This is a genomic window from Brucella pseudintermedia (assembly GCF_008932435.1).
Taxonomy (GTDB): Bacteria; Pseudomonadota; Alphaproteobacteria; order Rhizobiales; family Rhizobiaceae; genus Brucella; species Brucella pseudintermedia.
On record NZ_WBWE01000009.1, the window covers coordinates 99,727 to 118,745 of the forward strand.

Genomic DNA, 19,019 nt, shown 5'->3' on the forward strand with positions numbered 1-19,019 from the left:
TCAACTTTCAAAGTTGTTGCTAAAAAAAGGGGACAGCATGACAATCAAGAATCCATCGCGCGCTTTATATAATGAGGATCTGGCGCCGGCCGAAGAGCGCAAATGGGGCGCCTTCAGCATTTTCAACGTGTGGACGTCGGATGTTCACAGCCTCTGGGGCTATTATCTGGCCGCAAGCCTGTTTCTTCTATGCGGCAGTTTCCTGAACTTCTTTATTGCGATCGGTGCGGGATCGCTGGTCATCTTCTTCCTGATGACGCTGGTCGGCAATGCCGGCGTGCGGACGGGCGTGCCTTTCCCGGTGCTCGCGCGCGCATCCTTCGGCACGTTCGGAGCCAATTTTCCAGCCCTCGTGCGCGGTGTCGTCGCCTGTTTCTGGTATGGCGCACAGACAGCCGCGGCCTCCGGCGCCATCGTGGCGCTGCTTATCCGCAACGAAAGCATGCTGTCCTTCCACCAGAACAGCCATCTGCTCGGCCACTCGACGCTGGAAGTCATATGCTATGTTCTGGTTTGGGCAGCCCAGCTTCTCATCATCCAGCGCGGCATGGAAACCGTTCGCCGGTTTCAGGACTGGGCCGGTCCGGCAGTCTGGATCATGATGCTTATTCTCGCTGTCTATCTGGTCATCAAGGCCGGTACATTCTCATTCGGCAGCGAAATTCCGCGCGATGTGCTTCTCGAAAAAACGAAAGATGCAGGCGTTACCGGCGAGCCTGGTTCCTTCGCGGCCCTTGCTGCGGTTGCAGCCACGTGGATCACCTATTTTGCCGCACTTTACCTGAACTTCTGCGACTTCTCGCGCTATGCCAAGGACGAAGCATCCTTGCGGCGCGGCAATCTTTGGGGCCTGCCGGTCAATCTTCTGGCCTTCTGCCTTGTCGCAGGCGTCACCACCACCGCTGCCTTCACAGTTTATGGCGAAGTCCTGCTTCATCCCGACCAGATTTCGGCAAAGTTCGATAGCTGGTTCCTTGCACTGCTTGCCGCGCTGACTTTCACCGTCGCCACGCTCGGCATCAACGTGGTTGCGAACTTCGTTTCCGCGGCCTTCGACTTTTCCAGCACATTCCCGCAGAAAATCTCCTTCAAGCGGGGCGGTGTCATCGCGGCGCTGATCGCACTGTTCCTCTATCCGTTCGCACCGTGGGAAACCGGCGCCGCCCAATTCGTCAACTTCCTCGGCTCCACAATGGGCCCGATCTTCGGCATCATGATGGTCGATTACTATCTGCTGCGTCGCGGACAGTTGAATGTGGCTGATCTTTATCAGGAAAACGGTGAGTTCCGGTTCCAGAATGGCTGGCACGTCAAGGCTTTCATCGCTTTTGCAATCGGTGCCTTGTTCTCATCCGTGCTGCCGATGGCCACCAATCTTCTGCCGAGCTGGTGGGCGACCTATGGCTGGTTCTTCGGCGTGGGCATTGGTGGCGGCGTCTATTTCGTGTTGCGTAGATCGCATACAGAACTTCGCAGTCCGGCAAGTCAGCATTCTGCCTGATAAAAAGAGACGAAAATGCCCGGCATCTGCCGGGCATTTTTATTTAGAGCGCATCCTAACAAGACATTGGAGCGCCGATCTGATCCAATCAGATGGGCGCTCTAACGGCCAATCCGGCCCAGATGCGTATCCTGAAATCCTGATCCATATTTGAGACCGAAGCCGAGTGCACGGTCGACGCCGATATGCACGGCCCAGATCAGCGCAATTGCAAGGCAGAGCGGCCAGTTCATGGCCCAGCCAAGCACTGCCACCAACACCACGCCGATCCAGCTATGAGCAATATTATAGACGACCGCGCCTGTACGCGGTCCCCTCATATAGCCGAAGAACGAAAGATCCGGCGCAGGGATGAGGATAGCGAAGATCCACCAGCTTGCGCCACTGACCCAATAGGCTCCAAGCGCCAGCAGCGCGAGGGAAAGACTTTCGAGCCGCTGGATCAGGTTCATTTGCGCTTTCCCTCGCAATAGGCGTCCCAAAGATCGGGACGCCGCTCCCTGGTGATCCGCTCAGCCTGTTCGTGCCGCCATTTATCGATGGCGCCATGATTGCCGGAGGTCAGGATTTCGGGAATGGGCCGATCTTCCCAAACCTGCGGGCGGGTGTAGTGCGGATGTTCGAGCAGGCCGGTCTCGAAACTCTCCGTCTCGCCGGATTCGCGATTGCCCATCACGCCCGGCAAAAGCCGCACAATGGCATCGAGCAGCACGATGGCCGCAGTCTCTCCGCCCGACAGGATGTAATCGCCAATCGATACTTCCTCAAGATTGCGCGCCTCGATCACACGTTCATCCACGCCTTCGAAACGCCCGCAGAGAATGATCGCGCCCGGCCCTTCGGCCAGTTCGCGAACGCGCTTTTGCGTCAGCGGCTTTCCGCGTGGACTCATCAAAAGCATCGGACGCTGACCGTCGGCAACCGAATCCAGCGCGCGGGCGATAACGTCCGGCTTCATCACCATGCCAGCGCCGCCGCCAGATGGCGTATCGTCCACCATACGATGCCGCCCTTCCGCAAAATCGCGTATCTGTACCGCATCGAGCCGCCATTTGGCTTCACCGAGCGCCTTGCCCGCAAGCGAAGCGCCAAGCGGCCCGGGAAACATTTCCGGATAAAGCGTCAGCACGGATGCATGAAAGAAACCGGCCTCAGCATCGACCTTGGAAACTTCGGTCATGACTTCTTCGGCTTTTTCTTTTCGCTTTGCGGACGCTCGTCCTCATCGTCGGCGATCAATCCAGCGGCATAGGGCTCGACCAGCAATGTTCCCTTGTCGAAATCGATCTCCGGCACGGCAGCTTCCGTGAACGGAATGAGCATCGGGCGCTTGCCCTTTTCGGATAGCTCGATGAGATCGCCGCCGCCGAAATCGAAGAGCGCGCTCACCACGCCATAGGTCTTGCCTTCGGCATCCACCGCCAGCAGGCCGATGAGGTCTGTCTGGAAGAATTCGTCTTCATCCAGTTCGTCATCCGGCAGTTGCGAACGATCGATGAAAAGCTCGATCCCGTTCAGCGCTTCGGCGGCATTGCGGTCATTGATGCCCTTGAACCGCACGACCACCACGGTCTTTGCAGGACGCGCTTCCAGAATCTCGTAGCTCTTGCCCTGTTCGTCATAAAGGAGGCCGTATTCAGCGATGGCCAGCGGATCGCCGGTAAAGGTCTTCACTCGCACTTCGCCACGCGTGCCATGGGCGGCACCGATGACGGCGAGCTGGATCGGGTTTTCTGGACGCGGCATTGCCAACCTTGTTTCTGCTGCACGGAGAGGACTATTTTTCGTTCAATAGCTCTTTCGTCGGTCTTTTTCACGTCATTTCGTCAGAAAATCGCTCTTCAACCCACGAAAACCAGCCGGTAACCTATCGCTGGCAGACTGCACGCGAATCCAGAGTGAACGATCGGCCCGATTATGACGACGAACAGCGAATTTCTGATCCCTGCCCGCGCCGACCTCGCAGCCGCGCGGGAAGAATGGCTGAAGACGCTGAAAGATGCGCGCCGCCTGTCCGAAAATACGCTCGAAGCCTATGAACGCGACACGCGCCAGTTTCTCAATTTCCTGACCGGCCATCTGGGCGAGCCGCCGTCGCTGAAAGATGTCGGCAATCTGCGGATCGCCGATCTGCGCTCCTTTCTGGCCAGCCGCCGCAATGACGGCGTCGGCGCCAGAACGCTGGGGCGTGGTCTTGCCGGTGTTCGCTCGCTGCTGCGCCATCTGGAAAAACGCGGCCTTGCCAATGCAGCGGGCGCAAGTGCCATGCGCGCGCCGCGACAGCCGAAATCCCTGCCGAAGCCCCTGACCGCCGAAGATGCCCGCCGCGTGGTCGCCGCCGACGGGCAGATGGCAGAGGAACCATGGATCGCCGCGCGCAACGCCGCCGTTCTGACATTGCTCTATGGCTGCGGCCTGCGCATTTCAGAAGCGCTTGGCCTCATGGGCGACGCTTTATCCGACGGCACCGCCCTTTCGATCACCATCACCGGCAAGGGCAACAAGGCCCGCCTCGTGCCGTTGCTGCCCGTTGTGCATCGCGCCGTCGCCCAATATCGGGCGCTTTGCCCGTTCCATCTTACCGCCGACAAGCCGCTTTTTCGCGGCGCTAAGGGCGGCATTCTTCATGCGGCGATCATCCAGCGCGAAATGCAGAAGCTGCGCGCCGGTCTCGGCCTGCCCGACAGTGCGACGCCGCATGCGCTGCGCCATTCCTTTGCCACCCACCTTCTGGGACGCGGCGGCGATCTCAGGACCATTCAGGAACTGCTTGGTCATGCAAGCCTTTCAACTACTCAGGTCTATACCGGCGTGGATACCGAGCGGCTTCTGGAAATTTACGACAAGGCGCATCCGCGCGCTTGATATTGGTCTCGCATCCAGGAAAAACGGTCTTATATTGCCCTCATGAAAAAGCTGCTTCTGACCCTTCTCCTTTCCTGTCTTGCAGGCACAATTCCCGCTCGCGCCGACAATGTACCCGCTGCTTGCACCCCGCACGGCGTCAATCTGGTCGAGGGGCTGGAGACGAAAGACCCGGCAAGCTGGCAGGAGTTGCAGCGAGACGCCGACAAGATTCCCAACCGCAAAGGGCTTCTCTGGAAAATCGACAAGGAGGGCGTCGAGCCATCCTTTCTCTTCGGCACGATGCATTTTTCCGATCCCCGCGTCATGACGCTGGCGAAAGCCGCCGATGAGGCCTATCGATCGGCAAGCACCGTCGTCGTGGAAACGACCGATATTCTGGACCCGAAGTTTTTCCTGCGTGTGAGGCTGGAACGACCCGAGCTGCTGCTTTTCACCGATGGCACCACGCTCAAATCGCATCTCCCCGAGCAACGGCGTGAAGAAATCGAACGGAAGCTCGCAGAACGCGGCATTGTTCTCGACGCGGTCGCCAAAATGAAACCATGGGTGCTATCCAGCTTGCTGGCCCTTCCCAAATGCGAGAGGGAGCGGCAAGGCGAAGGCGAGAAATCGCTCGATGAAAAGCTTGCCCTCGATGCACAGGCCGAAGGCCGCGATGTTCAGGGCCTTGAAAGCGCGGAAGAGCAGCTCACCGCGATGAACCGGATGCCGCTCGATTTCCACCTCCGCAGCCTTGTCGCCACCATCGATTATGGTGATGCGATCGAGGATGCCATGGAGACGACGACTGCCCTCTATCTCGATGGTGAAATCGGGATGATCATGCCGACGCTCCGGAAGATTGTTCCCGACAGCCTTTCCGACGATGACTATGATTTATTCTTAAAATATCTCATTTCGGACCGTAATCACCTCATGGCTGATCGCGCCGTCCCGATTATCGACAAGGGAAATGCTTTTATTGCCGTGGGCGCGCTACATCTGCCGGGCAAGGACGGTATAATCGAATTGCTGCGGGCAAAGGGCTATCGGGTAATCCCGCTATAGAACCCATGTGCCTGAATATTTCTAACCGGCTCTAAGATCGGTGATGCTATTTTCAATGGCGGTAATATTGAGTTCCAGTTCGGCAATCTGTCTCAGTATGGATTTTCCCGGAAGCGCTTCTTCTCTGGCTGCTTCATCCAGAAGCTTGAACTGTTCATCGCGCAAAAGCGACGAGAGCTTTTCGAAGCGCTCAATGGTTTTCATATTTTCTTTCGAAGGCATAATATCATTTCCTTAAATTTCGGCGTGGCTTTTAAGCGCTTGTGATGATCCAGCTTTACAGTGATAAAGCCTGCATAGTCAGTTGATCGATCATAATCCGGCTTCCCGGACCACTTCCGTGATTGAATATACATAGCGATAGGCAGTTTCGCTCGGGTTAACAGCATATTCATCGCGCGTTCCCGCAGACCTATCAATCCATACTCCTTTCTTATCTTGGAGTTTTCGGAACGATCCTCGCTTTTTCGCATTGTTATATACCGGGTGTGTTTTCGCAACATGATGCGGTTGGTGCTGAAGCGGTTCATGAATGACCCAATACCCGGCCAACCGGCGCTTCCCGGCTATCGCTTCGATGATGGAAGGAACCATTGGAGGAACCCGATATGGTTGATCCCCTCGACCCGCGAACCAGAGATCCGCACCTTTCGGACCCGACTGGCCAAACCGGAATGCCCCCGCCACCGCCCAATCGGGGCGGAAGCGGCTATCTGCTTGGCGCGGTGCTTCTGGCTGCGATCATCCTTCTGGGCTACTTCTTCTACCGCAATGGCAGCGGGACCGATACTTCCGCTCCGCCTTCGCCGCCACCGGCGACACAGAGCGAGCCTGCAACACCGGCTCCGGCTCCCCCGACCACCCCGCCAGCGCAGAATTAGACATCAAAAAAGGCCCGCACGCGCGGGCCTTTTTACAATGGCAGAAATGCAGCCGATCACATATGGATCGGCTTGGCAAAGGTGGCCAGGGCAGATTCGCGCACGGCTTCCGACATGGTCGGATGGGCGTGGCAGGTGCGGGCGAGGTCTTCCGACGATCCGCCGAATTCCATCAGAACCGCCAGTTCGTGGATCATTTCACCGGCATTGTAGCCAAGAATATGCGCGCCCAGAACGCGGTCCGTAACCTTGTCGGCGAGGATTTTGACGAAACCGTCGGTATGCAGCATGGCACGCGCGCGACCATTGGCCGTGAACGGGAATTTGCCCACCTTGTATTCGATACCGGCGGCCTTCAGTTCCTCTTCGGTCTTGCCGACGGAAGCCACTTCCGGCTGCGTGTAGACCACGCTCGGGATAACATCGAAATTCACGTGACCGGCCTGACCGGCAATGATTTCGGCAACCGCAATGCCTTCGTCCTCAGCTTTGTGCGCCAGCATCGGCCCCTGCACCACGTCGCCAATGGCATAGATGCCTTCGACATTGGTGCGCCAATGATCGTCGATCGCAACGCGGCCGCGATCATCGACATTCACGCCCGCTTCCTGCAGACCAAGACCATCCGTGTAAGGACGACGACCGGTCGCAATCAGTACCGCGTCGGCTTCAAGTGTTTCAGCCGCGCCACCCTTGACCGGTTCAAAGGTCACTTTCGCGCCCCCGGAATCAGCCTTGCCAGCTTTCTCGACGCCTGTAACCTTGGCGCTAAGCTTGAAGGCAATGCCCTGCTTTTCAAGAAGGCGCTGGAACTGCTTCGACACTTCGCCATCCATAGGCCCGAGCACCTTGTCGAGATATTCGACAACCGTAACCTTCGCGCCAAGACGCGCCCAGACCGAACCGAGTTCGAGACCGATCACGCCGCCGCCGACCACGATCAGGCTGCCCGGAACCTTGTCGAAGGAGAGCGCGCCGGTCGAGGAAACGATGACTTTCTCGTCAATATCGACCTTGACGCCCGGAATGCCAGCAACGTCCGAGCCGGTGGCGATGATGATGTTCTTGGCTTCGATTTCCTCGACCTTGCCGTCTTCGGCGGTCACGGAAACCTTGCCCTTGCCGACAATCTTGCCGGTGCCGATGAAGGCCGTGATCTTGTTCTTCTTGAACAGGAATTCAACGCCCGTGACATTGGCCTTCACGGTCGCATCCTTATGCGCCAGCATCTTTCCCAGATTGAGCTTCGGCGTCACTTCCACGCCGAGCGTGTCGAAGGAGTGACCGGCTTCGGCAAACACTTCCGACGCATGCAGAAGCGCCTTGGAGGGAATGCAGCCAATATTCAGGCAGGTGCCACCGAAGGTCTTGCGCTTCTCGACAACAGCAACGGAAAGACCAAGCTGTGCAGCCTTGATCGCGGCGACATAACCGCCGGGACCCGTACCGATGACAACCACATCGTATGACATTGAACTATCCTTCTTCACTCTGTCCTGAACGTTTTCGAACGCCCGGTTCATCCGGGTCCGTTCTCTCATTCGAAACTATTTCCATGCAACCGGCATCCTTGAGGGGCCGGTCATTCCTCGTCGGGCGAGCATCCCTGAAAGCGGAATGCCTCCCACTGAAGCGGCTTTTCGGGTTTTGCCGCTCCAAAATCATAACCGTCGAGCGCCGTCACCAGATCGGGCAGCAGGATCGCCTGCGCCGCCGGTTCGCCCGCCTTGGGCAGGACATCAGCTTCGGCGCCTTCCTTCAGCGCGTAGATAACGCTCTGCCAGATGCTGCAATCGTCAAGATCCTCCGGATTGGAACCATCGCCCTTGCAGTTATAGGTCAGCAGCGCATAGGGACGCGCCACGCCTTCCTCCGGCCAGATCACCATGCCGTTCAGCTTGAACTCCGGCTTGTCGTTGGCCGTGATCGTGAATTCATTCGTCGGCGCCGGTGTCATTTTCAGGTCGTTCGGCTGCTCGGGGCGGAACGTGAGCGTATAGGCATCGTCACGATCACGGTAAATCGCGCGGTTCTGCGTACAGGCGGCCTGAACAGCGGTGGAGAAAACCGTCAGCGCGAGCGCTGCAATAGCGGTGCTCCTGAGAAGCTTGTTTGCTGCATGCATCTGTCGGTTCTCCCTGAATGTTCCGGCTGAGCTTTTCCGGCAGCGAATCTTCGGTGTCCGAAGATAAGGACTACATAGCCTTTTCGGTGGCAAGTTTAAGCCCCAGCGCGATGAAGACAACACCGCTGGCCCGATCGATCCATTTCGAGGCACGCGAGAAGGCCGCGCGCATCTTCGGCGTCGTCATGAAAAGGCTGACGCCGACGAACCACGAGATCAGGGCGGTAGCCATCACCACACCGTAACCAAGCTTCACCTCAGTCGGCGTATGAGCATGAACGACGGTGGAGAAAATCGACAGGAAGAAGAACACGGCCTTGGGGTTCAGCGCATTGGCGGCGAAACCGAGGCCGAAAGCCTTGGCGAAACTCTGCTGCTTGCGCGGTTCCTTTGGCGCGCTCTCCACCTCGATCTTCGTCGTTCCAGCCCGCAGCGCCTTGACGCCGATATAGACCAGATAGGCCACACCGCACCATTTGACGATGTTGAACAGATAGATCGACTTGGAAATTATGAGACCAAGACCCAGCACCGTATAGGTAACATGCATCATCAGCGCCGTGCCGATGCCGAAGCTGGTGATGATCGCCTCGCGACGGCCATGCAGCAGCGACTGCCTTATGACCATGGCGAGATCGGCGCCGGGGGAAACGATGGCAAAGACGAAGATCGCCATCAGGGATGCAAGTTCGAACAGATAGGGATGCATCGCGTTTCCTTCATTGCGCGTGTCTCACGCGCAGGCTGTCATCACAGAACCAAAGCCAGAAGCATGATACCGAGCCCCACCAGACTGATCAGCCAGACAAAGGACCGGAAGTAGGGAATGCCCGCCAGATAAAGCGGGATATAGACGATGCGACCGACAAACCAGAGCCACGCCCCGAGGATGCCCCATCCGGACGGATCGCCTTTCAGCACGAGCGCCAACGCCAACGCCACGAAAGCCGGATAGGTTTCGCGGAAATTGGCGGATGCCCTCTCCGCGCGACCGGCAAACTTGCCGGAGGGCTTCAGCCCCTCGTCGCGCGGACCGGCATTCCATCGGGAGCCGAGTTCCCTCGTCGCCGCAAAGCCCTGCAGGAGGATATGAACCACCAGCAGAACAACGCTTAAGCCGACCAGCGGCAGAAACGGCGATGCGGAGAAAAGGCCCGGCTCCATCGTTTTTCCTTAGAGATCGAGAACCAGACGTTCCGGATCTTCCAGGCTTTCCTTGACGCGCACGAGGAAGGTCACGGCTTCCTTGCCGTCCACGATGCGGTGATCGTAGGAAAGCGCCAGATACATCATCGGGCGGATCACGATCTGGCCGCCGACGACAACCGGACGTTCCTGGATCTTGTGCATGCCGAGAATGCCCGACTGCGGCGCGTTCAGGATCGGCGAGGACATCAGCGAACCGTACACGCCGCCATTGGTGATGGTGAACGTGCCGCCCTGCATGTCGGCCATGGACAGCGAACCGTCGCGAGCGGCCTTGGCCAGACGGCCCAGTTCCTTTTCGATTTCCGCAATCGACATGCTGTCGGCATCACGGATGACAGGAACCACAAGGCCCTTGTCCGTGCCGACGGCCATGCCGACATGGGCGAAGTTCTTGTAGATGATGTCGGTGCCGTCAATCTCGGCGTTAACCGCCGGGATTTCCTTCAGCGCATGGGTCACGGCCTTGGTGAAGAAGCCCATGAAGCCGAGCTTCACGCCATGCTTCTTCTCGAAGATGTCCTTGTACTTGGTGCGCAGTTCCATCACCGCAGACATGTCGACTTCGTTATAGGTCGTCAGCATGGCGGCTGTGTTCTGGGCATCCTTCAGACGCTTGGCGATCGTCTGGCGCAGGCGGGTCATCTTCACGCGTTCTTCACGCGATGCATCGTCAGCCGACGATGCCGGACGGGCAGCGGCTGCAGCAACTGGAGCCGGAGCAGCCGAAACACCCTTTGCAATAGCGTCAAGCACATCGCCCTTCAGCACCTGACCGCGCTTGCCCGAACCTTCCACCTGATCGGCGGAGAGGTTGTTTTCTGAAAGCAGCTTGGCAGCGGCAGGCGCTGGCTGCATGGCCGGGCCGGACGAAGCGGATGCGACCGGAGCAGGGGCAGCGGCAGCAGGCTTGGCTTCTTCCTTCTTCGCAGCCGGAGCAGCGGCGACCGCAGCGCCATCGGTGGAAATCTGGCCGAGAAGTGCATTGACCTCGACCGTGTCGCCTTCCTTGGCCGTGATTTCAGCCAGTACGCCAGCAGCAGCAGCCGGAACTTCCACTGTCACCTTGTCGGTTTCCAGTTCCACCAGCGGTTCGTCGGCAGCGACAGCATCGCCGACTTTCTTGAACCATTTTCCGATGGTTGCCTCAGTAACGGACTCCCCAAGCGTGGGAACGCGAATTTCGGTGGCCATGGTTTTTTCTTCCGTTGATCTTCGAATTTTGAATTTGTGTTCAAGTGCTGGAGCCGCCCGCGAGGCGGCTCCAAAACCGGTTAGCTGCCGAGCGCATCCTCAAGGAAAGCGGCAAGCTGCGCAAGATGCTTCGACATCAGGCCCGTTGCAGGCGATGCGGCGGCCGGACGGCCTGCATAGCGCACGCGCTGATGCTTGGCATCGATATGCGCCAGCACCCACTCCAAATACGGGTCGATAAATGACCACGCGCCCATGTTCTTCGGCTCTTCCTGACACCAGACCATTTCCGCCTGACGGAACCGCGACAGCTCGTTGATGAGCGCCTTGGCCGGGAACGGATAGAGCTGTTCGACACGCAGCAGGTAGACATCGTCGATGCCGCGCTTTTCGCGCTCTTCGTAAAGGTCGTAATAGACCTTGCCCGAGCAGAGAACGACGCGACGGATCTTTGCATCCTTCTGAAGCTTGATGCCTTCGTCCTTGTTGTACTGCGCATCGTCCCACAGCAGGCGGTGGAACGAGGATTCGCCCGACATTTCGGCCAGCGTCGAAACGGCGCGCTTGTGACGCAGCAGCGACTTCGGCGTCATCATGATAAGCGGCTTGCGGAAATCGCGCTTCATCTGGCGGCGCAGGATGTGGAAGTAGTTGGCGGGCGTCGTGACGTTCGCGACCTGCATGTTGTCTTCGGCGCAGAGCTGGAGATAACGTTCCAGACGGGCCGAGGAGTGTTCCGGACCCTGGCCTTCATAGCCGTGCGGCAGAAGGCAGACGAGGCCGGACATGCGCAGCCACTTGCGTTCGCCCGACGAGATGAACTGGTCGAACACGACCTGTGCACCGTTGGCGAAATCGCCGAACTGGGCTTCCCACAGAACCAGAGCGCGCGGGTCGGACAGCGAATAGCCATATTCGTAGCCAAGCACTGCTTCTTCCGAGAGCATCGAATTGATGGCCTCGTAGATCGCCTGCCCCTTCTGGATATTGTTGAGCGGGATGTAGCGGTTCTGGTTCTCCTGATCGTAGAGAACAGTATGACGCTGCGAGAAGGTGCCGCGCTCGACATCCTGGCCGGACAGGCGAACAGGGCTGCCTTCGGCGACCAGCGAGCCGAACGCCAGCGATTCAGCCGTTGCCCAGTCGATCCCCTCGCCCGTTTCCATCATCTTGGCGCGGTTGTCGAGGAAGCGCTGAATCGTGCGGTGGACGTGGAAGTCCTTCGGCACTTCGACGAGCTTCTTGCCGATTTCCTTGAGCGTCTTCATCGGCACGGCGGTTTTGCCGCGGCGCTGCTCGTCGGCATTGTCGGCGGTGCGCAGACCAGCCCACGCGCCGTCCAGCCAGTCGGCCTTGTTCGGCTTGTAGCTCTGGCCGGCTTCAAATTCGGTTTCCAGATTTTCGCGCCACTGCGCTTTCATCTGGTCGATTTCTTCCTGCTTGATCAGGCCTTCCGCGATGAGCTTGTCGCTGTAGAGCTGCACCGTGGTCTTGTGCCCACGGATCGCCTTGTACATCAGCGGCTGCGTGAAGGACGGCTCGTCGCCTTCGTTGTGACCGAAGCGGCGATAGCAGAACATGTCGATGACCACCGGCTTGTGGAAGGTCATGCGGAACTCGGTCGCAACCTTGGCAGCGAACACCACGGCTTCCGGATCGTCGCCGTTGACGTGGAAGATCGGCGCCTCGATCATCTTCGCCACATCTGACGGATAAGGCGACGAACGCGAGAAGGCCGGATTGGTGGTGAAACCGATCTGGTTGTTGATGATGAAATGCACCGTACCGGCAACGCGGTGGCCCTTCAGTCCCGAAAGGCCAAGACACTCGGCCACAACGCCCTGACCGGCAAAGGCGGCATCGCCATGCAGCAGGAGCGGCAGAACCTTGGCGCGGGTTGCAAGCGGAACCATGTCGTCGCGGGTGCGTCCGGCCAGCAGGTCCTGCTTGGCGCGTGCCTTGCCCATGACGACCGGGTTGACGATTTCAAGGTGCGACGGGTTGGCGGTGAGCGACAGGTGGACCTTGTTACCGTCGAACTCGCGGTCCGACGAAGCGCCCAGATGGTACTTCACGTCGCCCGAACCTTCCACATCGTCGGGGGCATAGGAGCCGCCCTTGAACTCGTGGAAGATGGCACGATGCGGTTTGCCCATGACCTGGCTGAGCACGTTCAGGCGGCCACGGTGGGCCATGCCCAGAATGATTTCCTTGACGCCCATGGCGCCGCCGCGCTTGACGATCTGCTCAAGGGCGGGGATCAGCGATTCACCGCCATCAAGACCGAAACGCTTGGTGCCCTTGTACTTGACGTCGATGAACTGCTCAAAGCCTTCCGCTTCGATCAGCTTCGACAGGATGGCCTTCTTGCCTTCCGGCGTGAAAGCAACCTTTTTGTCCGGGCCTTCGATGCGTTCCTGAATCCAGGCCTTTTCAGCCGGATCGGAGATATGCATGAATTCGACGCCGATCGTGCCGCAATAGGTGCGCTTCAGAATGTCGAGCATTTCCGGCACGGTCGCATATTCGAGGCCGAGCACGTTGTCGATGAAGATCTTGCGGTTGTAATCGGCAGGCGTGAAACCGTAGTTTTCCGGTTCCAGCTCGTTATAGTCGTTCGGCTTTTCGGAGAGGCCGAGCGGATCGAGATTGGCGTGCAGATGGCCGCGCATCCGATAGGCGCGGATCATCATGATGGCGCGAACGCTGTCGCGTGCAGCCTGCGTGATCTCTTCGCTGGTCAGGGCAGCACCGGTGGCGCCCTTGGCTTCGCCCTTCGCAGCCTTGCCCTTCAGCTTGTCGGTGACATGCTTTTCGACTTCAGCCCAGTTGCCGTCGAGCGCGGAAATGAGTTCGCCATTGGCGGCGATCGGCCAGTTCTTCCTGGTCCAGGACGCGCCTTCGGCGTTTTTCTTCACATCGTCGGCATTGTCGCCCAGCTTGGCGAAGAAATCGCGCCACTGCGGATCGACCGAATTCGGATCGTCCTCATATTTGGCGTACAGCTCCTCGATATAGTCGGCATTGCCGCCATAGAGGAATGAGGTAAGGGCGAAAACGTCGTTGGCTTGTTCTTGCCTTGCCATAGCCTATCCGGAGCAGCGCTCCGTCTCCTTGTCAGTGGCTCATCTTGCGCGGGCCGGAAGCTTTTGACCTTCATCCCTCACGCCGCCGGGGAGGAACCGCTACAGACCCCGGCATAACTAAACTCTACGCGTCGGAACGGTCATATCCGTTCCCTTGTCGCCGGAATGGCCCGGCTATCATGCCAAACCCGGCAGCGGCTTTCGCCGCAGCCGGGATATTCAGATCGATGACCGATCTCAGCCCTTGAGGACTTCGACCAGCGTCTTGCCAAGCTGCGCCGGCGACGGCGACACGCGAATGCCAGCCGATTCCATGGCCGCAATCTTGTCTTCCGCGCCGCCCTTGCCGCCGGAGATCACGGCGCCAGCATGGCCCATGGTGCGTCCGGCAGGAGCCGTGCGGCCAGCGATGAAGCCGACCATCGGCTTCTTGCGGCCACGCTTGGCTTCGTCCTTGAGGAACTGCGCCGCATCTTCTTCAGCCGAGCCGCCAATTTCGCCGATCATGACGATCGACTTGGTTTCGTCGTCGGCCAGGAACATTTCCAAAACGTCGATGAACTCGGTGCCCTTGACCGGATCGCCGCCGATACCGACAGCGGTGGTCTGGCCGAGGCCTTCGTTCGAGGTCTGGAACACAGCTTCATAGGTAAGCGTGCCGGAGCGCGATACAACGCCCACCGAACCCTTCTTGAAGATATTGCCCGGCATGATGCCGATCTTGCATTCTTCAGGGGTCAGGATGCCGGGGCAGTTCGGTCCGAGCAGGCGCGACTTCGAGCGTTCCAGACGCTCCTTGACGCGAACCATGTCCATGACCGGAATGCCTTCGGTGATGCAGACGATGAACGGAATCTCAGCTTCGATGGCTTCGATGATCGCATCGGCTGCGCCTGCTGGCGGAACATAGATCACGGATGCGTCGGCGCCCGTGCGTTCCTTGGCTTCGGCAACGGTTGAGAAGATCGGGAGCTTTTCGCCCTTCGAGCCTTCCCAGGTTTCGCCGCCCTTCTTCGGGTGGATACCGCCGACCATCTGCGTGCCGTAATAGGCAAGCGCCTGTTCGGTGTGAAAGGTGCCGGTCTTGCCGGTCAGGCCCTGTACGAGAACCTTGGTGTCCTTGTTGACGAGAATGGACATGCCTTAATTCCCCTTCACTGCAGCGACGATCTTCTGCGCCGCATCGTCGAGATCGTCGGCCGAAATGACGTTCAGGCCGCTCTCGTTGATGATCTTCTTGCCGAGTTCGACATTGGTGCCTTCGAGACGGACAACCAGCGGAACCTTGAGGCCGACTTCCTTGACCGCGGCGATCACGCCTTCGGCGATGACGTCGCACTTCATGATGCCGCCGAAGATGTTGACCAGAATGCCCTGGACAGCCGGATCGGCGGTGATGATCTTGAACGCCGCCGTCACCTTCTCCTTGGAAGCGCCGCCGCCAACGTCGAGGAAGTTGGCAGGTTCTGCGCCGTAGAGCTTGATGATGTCCATCGTTGCCATGGCAAGGCCTGCGCCGTTGACCATGCAGCCGATATTGCCGTCGAGGGCGACATAAGCGAGGTCGTACTTGGACGCTTCGATCTCTTTTTCGTCTTCTTCCGACAGATCGCGCAGTTCCTGAATGTCAGGATGACGGAACAGCGCATTGCCGTCGAACGACACCTTGGCGTCGAGAACGCGCACGCGGCCATCGGTCATGACGATCAGCGGGTTGATCTCCAGAAGGCTCATGTCCTTCTCGGTGAATGCCTTGTAGAGGATCGGGAACAGCTTGAGGCCGTCTTCGCGCGCCTGACCTTCAAGCTTCAGCGCGTCGGCGAGCTTGTTGGCGTCTTCATCCGTCACGCCCTTGGCAGGGTCGATGGCGACGGTGACGATCTTTTCAGGGGTTTCTTCGGCAACGGCTTCGATGTCCATGCCGCCTTCGGTCGAAACGACGAAAGCCGGACGGCCAACAGTACGGTCGATCAGGATCGAGAGATAAAGCTCGCGATCAATGTCGGCGCCGTCTTCGATGTAGAGACGGTTAACCTGCTTGCCGGCAGGGCCGGTCTGCTTGGTGACCAGCGTGTTGCCCAGCATTTCCTTCGCATTGGCAACCACTTCCTCGACAGACTTGGCGAGGCGCACGCCGCCCTTTGCATCGGCTGGCAGTTCCTTGAACTTGCCCTTGCCGCGTCCGCCAGCATGGATCTGGCTCTTGACAACATAAAGCGGTCCGGGAAGCGTCTTTGCCCATTCTTCCGCCTGTTCGACGGAATAGACAGCCACACCATTGGCGATCGGCGCGCCGTAGGTGTGAAGCAGGCGCTTGGCCTGGTATTCGTGAATATTCATCTGGTTGTCCTCTGCGGATTCCCGGTCCGTTGCTTATTGGAATTGAACGGAACCGGTACGGATTGACAGCCGGAAAAGGCCGGAGCCGCAAGGAAGCGACAATCCGGCCTTGTCTGGAATTTTACTTCAGCGACGGAGCGATGGCGATGCAGGCTTCGCAAAGACCGGCGACGGAGGCCACCGACTTGTCGAACTGCGCCTTCTCGTCCTTGTCGAGATCGATTTCGATGATGCGCTCGACGCCATTGGCGCCGATCACGGTCGGCACGCCGACATACATATCCTTGACGCCGTACTGGCCCGAAAGCTGGGCAGCGACCGGCAGGACGCGCTTCTTGTCCTTGAGGTAGGATTCAGCCATCTGGATGGCCGACGAGGCCGGAGCGTAGAAAGCCGAACCGGTCTTGAGCAGGCCGACGATTTCCGCGCCGCCGTCACGGGTGCGCTGGATGATCTTGTCGAGCTTGTCCTGGCTGGTCCAGCCCATCTTGACGAGGTCCGGCAGCGGAATGCCCGCAACGGTCGAGTAGCGAGCCAACGGAACCATGCTGTCGCCGTGGCCGCCCAGCACGAATGCCGTGACGTCTTCAACCGAGACGTTGAATTCTTCCGAGAGGAAATAACGGAAGCGGGCGCTGTCGAGAACGCCAGCCATGCCGACAACCTTGTGCGCCGGAAGACCGGAGAACTTCTGCAGCGCCCACACCATGGCGTCGAGCGGGTTGGTAATGCAGATGACGAAAGCTTCAGGGGCATATTTCTTGATGCCCGCGCCAACTTGTTCCATCACCTTGAGGTTGATGCCCAGAAGGTCGTCGCGGCTCATGCCCGGCTTGCGCGGCACGCCTGCGGTCACGATGACAACGTCTGCGCTTTCGATTGCAGCGTAGTCGTTGGCGCCGGTGTACTTCGCATCAAAACCGTCAACGGGCGAAGATTCGGCAATGTCCAGTCCCTTACCCTGCGGGATGCCTTCCGCAATGTCGAAAAGGACGACGTCGCCGAGTTCCTTCAGACCGGCCAGATGAGCGAGCGTGCCGCCGATCATGCCGGAGCCGATGAGGGCAATCTTGTTGCGTGCCATGATTGTTTCTTTCCTCACTTTTGATCCAGAAACGCATCAAGCCCATCCGGAATCCTCCCCGGAAACGCTCAAGCGTTGGAACTGCGAGATAGGACTCTTTGACGAGAAACTCAACTCATTATTTTGCGACTAATGTTTTCAATCGGTTAGATTTATCGGTTCTTACGTAAACGTAAGATAATCTGTCCTTTTCAAGGCAAAAGCGGCCTTCCCGCCGTCGCAGACCATCCCCAGCGAAGCGGCAATGGAGCAACCGGCAAGCTGCCAATTCCAATAGCCTTGCGCACCCGCCCAAAACCGGTTCTGGAGTCAAACCGGGTGCCGCCTCGGAAATGCCGCGCAAACGCGCCCCGCCTTCCGCATGAATTGCATGAGCAACATAGCCCACCGGGCTTATAAGTCCAGTCTGTGGCAGTCTGATGATGGGACCGAGATGACCGTTATCCAGCCTTGCCGGGCGGCTCGGTCAGATATTCCGCGCTCTGCATTTCGAAGAGGCGGGAAGCGGTGCGGTCGAACTCGAAGGCTTCCGTGCCCTTGTTGGCAAGGTACAGCTTTTCTGGTTGCGCTTCGGCGGAAATGAACACACGCGCATGGTGATCGTAAAGCACGTCGACCAGCAGAATGAAGCGCTTGGCCTCGTTGCGTCGCGAATAATCCAGCACCGGCACGTCGTCAATGAACAGCGTGGGATAGCGGTTCACGATGGCAATATAGTCCGCAGCACCAAGCGGCTTCGAGCACAATGCATCGAAGGTGAAGCGTGCCGCGCCCGGAATGGCGCGCGGCACGTCGATATCGCGCCCCTTGATGCGGATGACGTCCGGCTTTTCCTGCGCGCCATCCTTTTGCGCTGCCCAGGCCGCATCCATGCGCTTGGTGGTTTCGGCACCGAGCGGCGACAGATAGACCGGCTGGCGATCGAGCTTTTCCAGGCGATAGTCGGTGCGCGAATCCAGATTGATCACATCGACATGGCTCTTGAGAATATCGACAAAGGGCAGGAAGAGCTGCCGGTTCAGACCATCGCGATAGAGATTGTCCGGCGCGACGTTGGATGTCGCCACCAGCACCACCCCACGGGTGAACAGTGCACTGAACAGGCGCGACAGGATCATCGCATCGGCAATGTCGGTCACGGTAAATTCGTCGAAGCACAACACCCAGGCCTGCTGGGCCAACGCTTCGGCCACCGGCGGGATCGGATCGTCCTGCTTGGTCTCGCCGCGCTTCAGCGCCTGGCGATGCGCGTAGATGCGCTCATGCACATCGGCCATGAAATCATTGAAATGCGCGCGGCGCTTGCGTTCGACCGGCAGAAGCGAAAAGAACATATCCATCAGCATGGTCTTGCCGCGCCCGACCTCGCCGTGCACGTAAAGCCCCTTGATGACGCTCGTTCCCTCCTTGCGCTTGCCGAACAGCCAGCCGAGCGCGCTCGACTTGCGTGACAGGCGCTTGGTGCAGATTTCCTCGATCAGCCGATCATAACGGCTCGTCAGTTCGAGTTGAGCGGGATCGGCTTCCACATCGCCCGCCGTGACCATTGCATCGTAATGTTCGCGGAGGGAGGGAAACGCCTTGAGATTACCGTCGAAAGACATGACAGGTTCCGGTGAAACCTTTATCCAACAATTGGCGGAGCCGCCCGAAGACGCTCCGCCTCATAGAATGCTGCCGCCGAGGG

At 58.8% G+C, this 19,019-nt stretch carries 18 protein-coding genes; 4 read left to right on the top strand and 14 right to left on the bottom strand.

Annotation, left to right across the window (positions count from 1 at the left end):
- The first annotated feature begins 37 nt into the window (after positions 1 to 37).
- Positions 38 to 1,501: an NCS1 family nucleobase:cation symporter-1 gene (locus F9K78_RS13015; protein ID WP_151682229.1), complete on the top strand. Its 1,464-nt coding sequence runs from the start codon at positions 38 to 40 to the stop codon at positions 1,499 to 1,501.
- A gap of 101 nt (positions 1,502 to 1,602) precedes the next feature.
- On the opposite strand, the gene F9K78_RS13020 is transcribed toward F9K78_RS13015, so the two are convergent.
- Genes F9K78_RS13020 through rimM form a run of 3 tightly spaced genes read right to left on the bottom strand, consistent with a single transcriptional unit; the run spans position 1,603 to position 3,247 of the window.
- The gene (locus F9K78_RS13020; RefSeq protein WP_121984941.1) at positions 1,603 to 1,953 is read right to left on the bottom strand and encodes a DUF4260 domain-containing protein; all 351 of its coding nucleotides are present in this window, start codon (positions 1,951 to 1,953) and stop codon (positions 1,603 to 1,605) included.
- Positions 1,950 to 2,681 (bottom strand): tRNA (guanosine(37)-N1)-methyltransferase TrmD, encoded by a 732-nt coding sequence (gene trmD / locus F9K78_RS13025; protein ID WP_121984942.1) that lies wholly within the window; start codon positions 2,679 to 2,681, stop codon positions 1,950 to 1,952. The genes F9K78_RS13020 and trmD overlap by 4 nt, the downstream gene beginning before the upstream one ends.
- Complete coding sequence (gene rimM, locus F9K78_RS13030; protein WP_121985005.1) at positions 2,678 to 3,247, bottom strand: ribosome maturation factor RimM; 570 nt, start codon at positions 3,245 to 3,247, stop codon at positions 2,678 to 2,680. The genes trmD and rimM overlap by 4 nt, the downstream gene beginning before the upstream one ends.
- A 171-nt stretch (positions 3,248 to 3,418) precedes the next feature.
- Here rimM and F9K78_RS13035 point away from each other — a divergent pair, with 171 nt between their 5' ends.
- Positions 3,419 to 4,366: a tyrosine recombinase XerC gene (locus F9K78_RS13035; protein ID WP_121984943.1), complete on the top strand. Its 948-nt coding sequence runs from the start codon at positions 3,419 to 3,421 to the stop codon at positions 4,364 to 4,366.
- A gap of 42 nt (positions 4,367 to 4,408) precedes the next feature.
- Complete coding sequence (locus tag F9K78_RS13040; protein WP_121984944.1) at positions 4,409 to 5,416, top strand: TraB/GumN family protein; 1,008 nt, start codon at positions 4,409 to 4,411, stop codon at positions 5,414 to 5,416.
- 21 nt (positions 5,417 to 5,437) lie between these two features.
- Here the strand turns inward: F9K78_RS13040 and F9K78_RS13045 are convergent, their stop codons facing one another.
- Positions 5,438 to 5,638: a hypothetical protein gene (locus F9K78_RS13045; RefSeq protein ID WP_121982380.1), complete on the bottom strand. Its 201-nt coding sequence runs from the start codon at positions 5,636 to 5,638 to the stop codon at positions 5,438 to 5,440.
- 386 nt (positions 5,639 to 6,024) lie between these two features.
- Here F9K78_RS13045 and F9K78_RS13050 point away from each other — a divergent pair, with 386 nt between their 5' ends.
- Positions 6,025 to 6,297 (top strand): hypothetical protein, encoded by a 273-nt coding sequence (locus F9K78_RS13050; protein ID WP_121984946.1) that lies wholly within the window; start codon positions 6,025 to 6,027, stop codon positions 6,295 to 6,297.
- A gap of 56 nt (positions 6,298 to 6,353) precedes the next feature.
- On the opposite strand, the gene lpdA is transcribed toward F9K78_RS13050, so the two are convergent.
- The 10 genes from lpdA to zapE all read right to left on the bottom strand — a co-directional run bounded on the left by lpdA (position 6,354) and on the right by zapE (position 18,936).
- On the bottom strand, positions 6,354 to 7,769 hold the full coding sequence (lpdA, locus tag F9K78_RS13055; RefSeq protein ID WP_121985006.1) for a dihydrolipoyl dehydrogenase: 1,416 nt from the start codon (positions 7,767 to 7,769) through the stop codon (positions 6,354 to 6,356).
- A gap of 110 nt (positions 7,770 to 7,879) precedes the next feature.
- Positions 7,880 to 8,422 carry a hypothetical protein gene (locus tag F9K78_RS13065; protein ID WP_121984947.1) on the bottom strand — a complete coding sequence of 181 codons (543 nt, stop codon included), beginning with the start codon at positions 8,420 to 8,422 and terminating at the stop codon, positions 7,880 to 7,882.
- Between the two features lie 70 nt (positions 8,423 to 8,492).
- Positions 8,493 to 9,131, bottom strand: a complete 639-nt coding sequence (locus F9K78_RS13070) for a LysE family transporter (protein WP_121982383.1) — start codon at positions 9,129 to 9,131, stop codon at positions 8,493 to 8,495.
- Positions 9,132 to 9,172: 41 nt separating this feature from the next.
- Positions 9,173 to 9,586, bottom strand: a complete 414-nt coding sequence (locus tag F9K78_RS13075; RefSeq protein ID WP_121984948.1) for an MAPEG family protein — start codon at positions 9,584 to 9,586, stop codon at positions 9,173 to 9,175.
- A gap of 9 nt (positions 9,587 to 9,595) precedes the next feature.
- The gene (gene odhB / locus F9K78_RS13080) at positions 9,596 to 10,822 is read right to left on the bottom strand and encodes a 2-oxoglutarate dehydrogenase complex dihydrolipoyllysine-residue succinyltransferase (protein WP_121984949.1); all 1,227 of its coding nucleotides are present in this window, start codon (positions 10,820 to 10,822) and stop codon (positions 9,596 to 9,598) included.
- A gap of 80 nt (positions 10,823 to 10,902) precedes the next feature.
- On the bottom strand, positions 10,903 to 13,908 hold the full coding sequence (locus F9K78_RS13085; RefSeq protein ID WP_121982386.1) for a 2-oxoglutarate dehydrogenase E1 component: 3,006 nt from the start codon (positions 13,906 to 13,908) through the stop codon (positions 10,903 to 10,905).
- A 237-nt stretch (positions 13,909 to 14,145) separates the two neighbouring features.
- Positions 14,146 to 15,048, bottom strand: coding sequence for a succinate--CoA ligase subunit alpha (gene sucD, locus F9K78_RS13095; protein ID WP_121982388.1), 903 nt, complete (start codon positions 15,046 to 15,048; stop codon positions 14,146 to 14,148).
- A gap of 3 nt (positions 15,049 to 15,051) precedes the next feature.
- Entirely contained in the window at positions 15,052 to 16,248 is a 1,197-nt protein-coding gene (gene sucC / locus F9K78_RS13100) for an ADP-forming succinate--CoA ligase subunit beta (RefSeq protein ID WP_112586961.1), read from the bottom strand.
- A gap of 121 nt (positions 16,249 to 16,369) precedes the next feature.
- On the bottom strand, positions 16,370 to 17,332 hold the full coding sequence (mdh, locus tag F9K78_RS13105; protein WP_121984951.1) for a malate dehydrogenase: 963 nt from the start codon (positions 17,330 to 17,332) through the stop codon (positions 16,370 to 16,372).
- A 440-nt stretch (positions 17,333 to 17,772) separates the two neighbouring features.
- The gene (zapE, locus tag F9K78_RS13110; protein ID WP_121984952.1) at positions 17,773 to 18,936 is read right to left on the bottom strand and encodes a cell division protein ZapE; all 1,164 of its coding nucleotides are present in this window, start codon (positions 18,934 to 18,936) and stop codon (positions 17,773 to 17,775) included.
- Between the last annotated feature and the right edge of the window lie 83 nt (positions 18,937 to 19,019).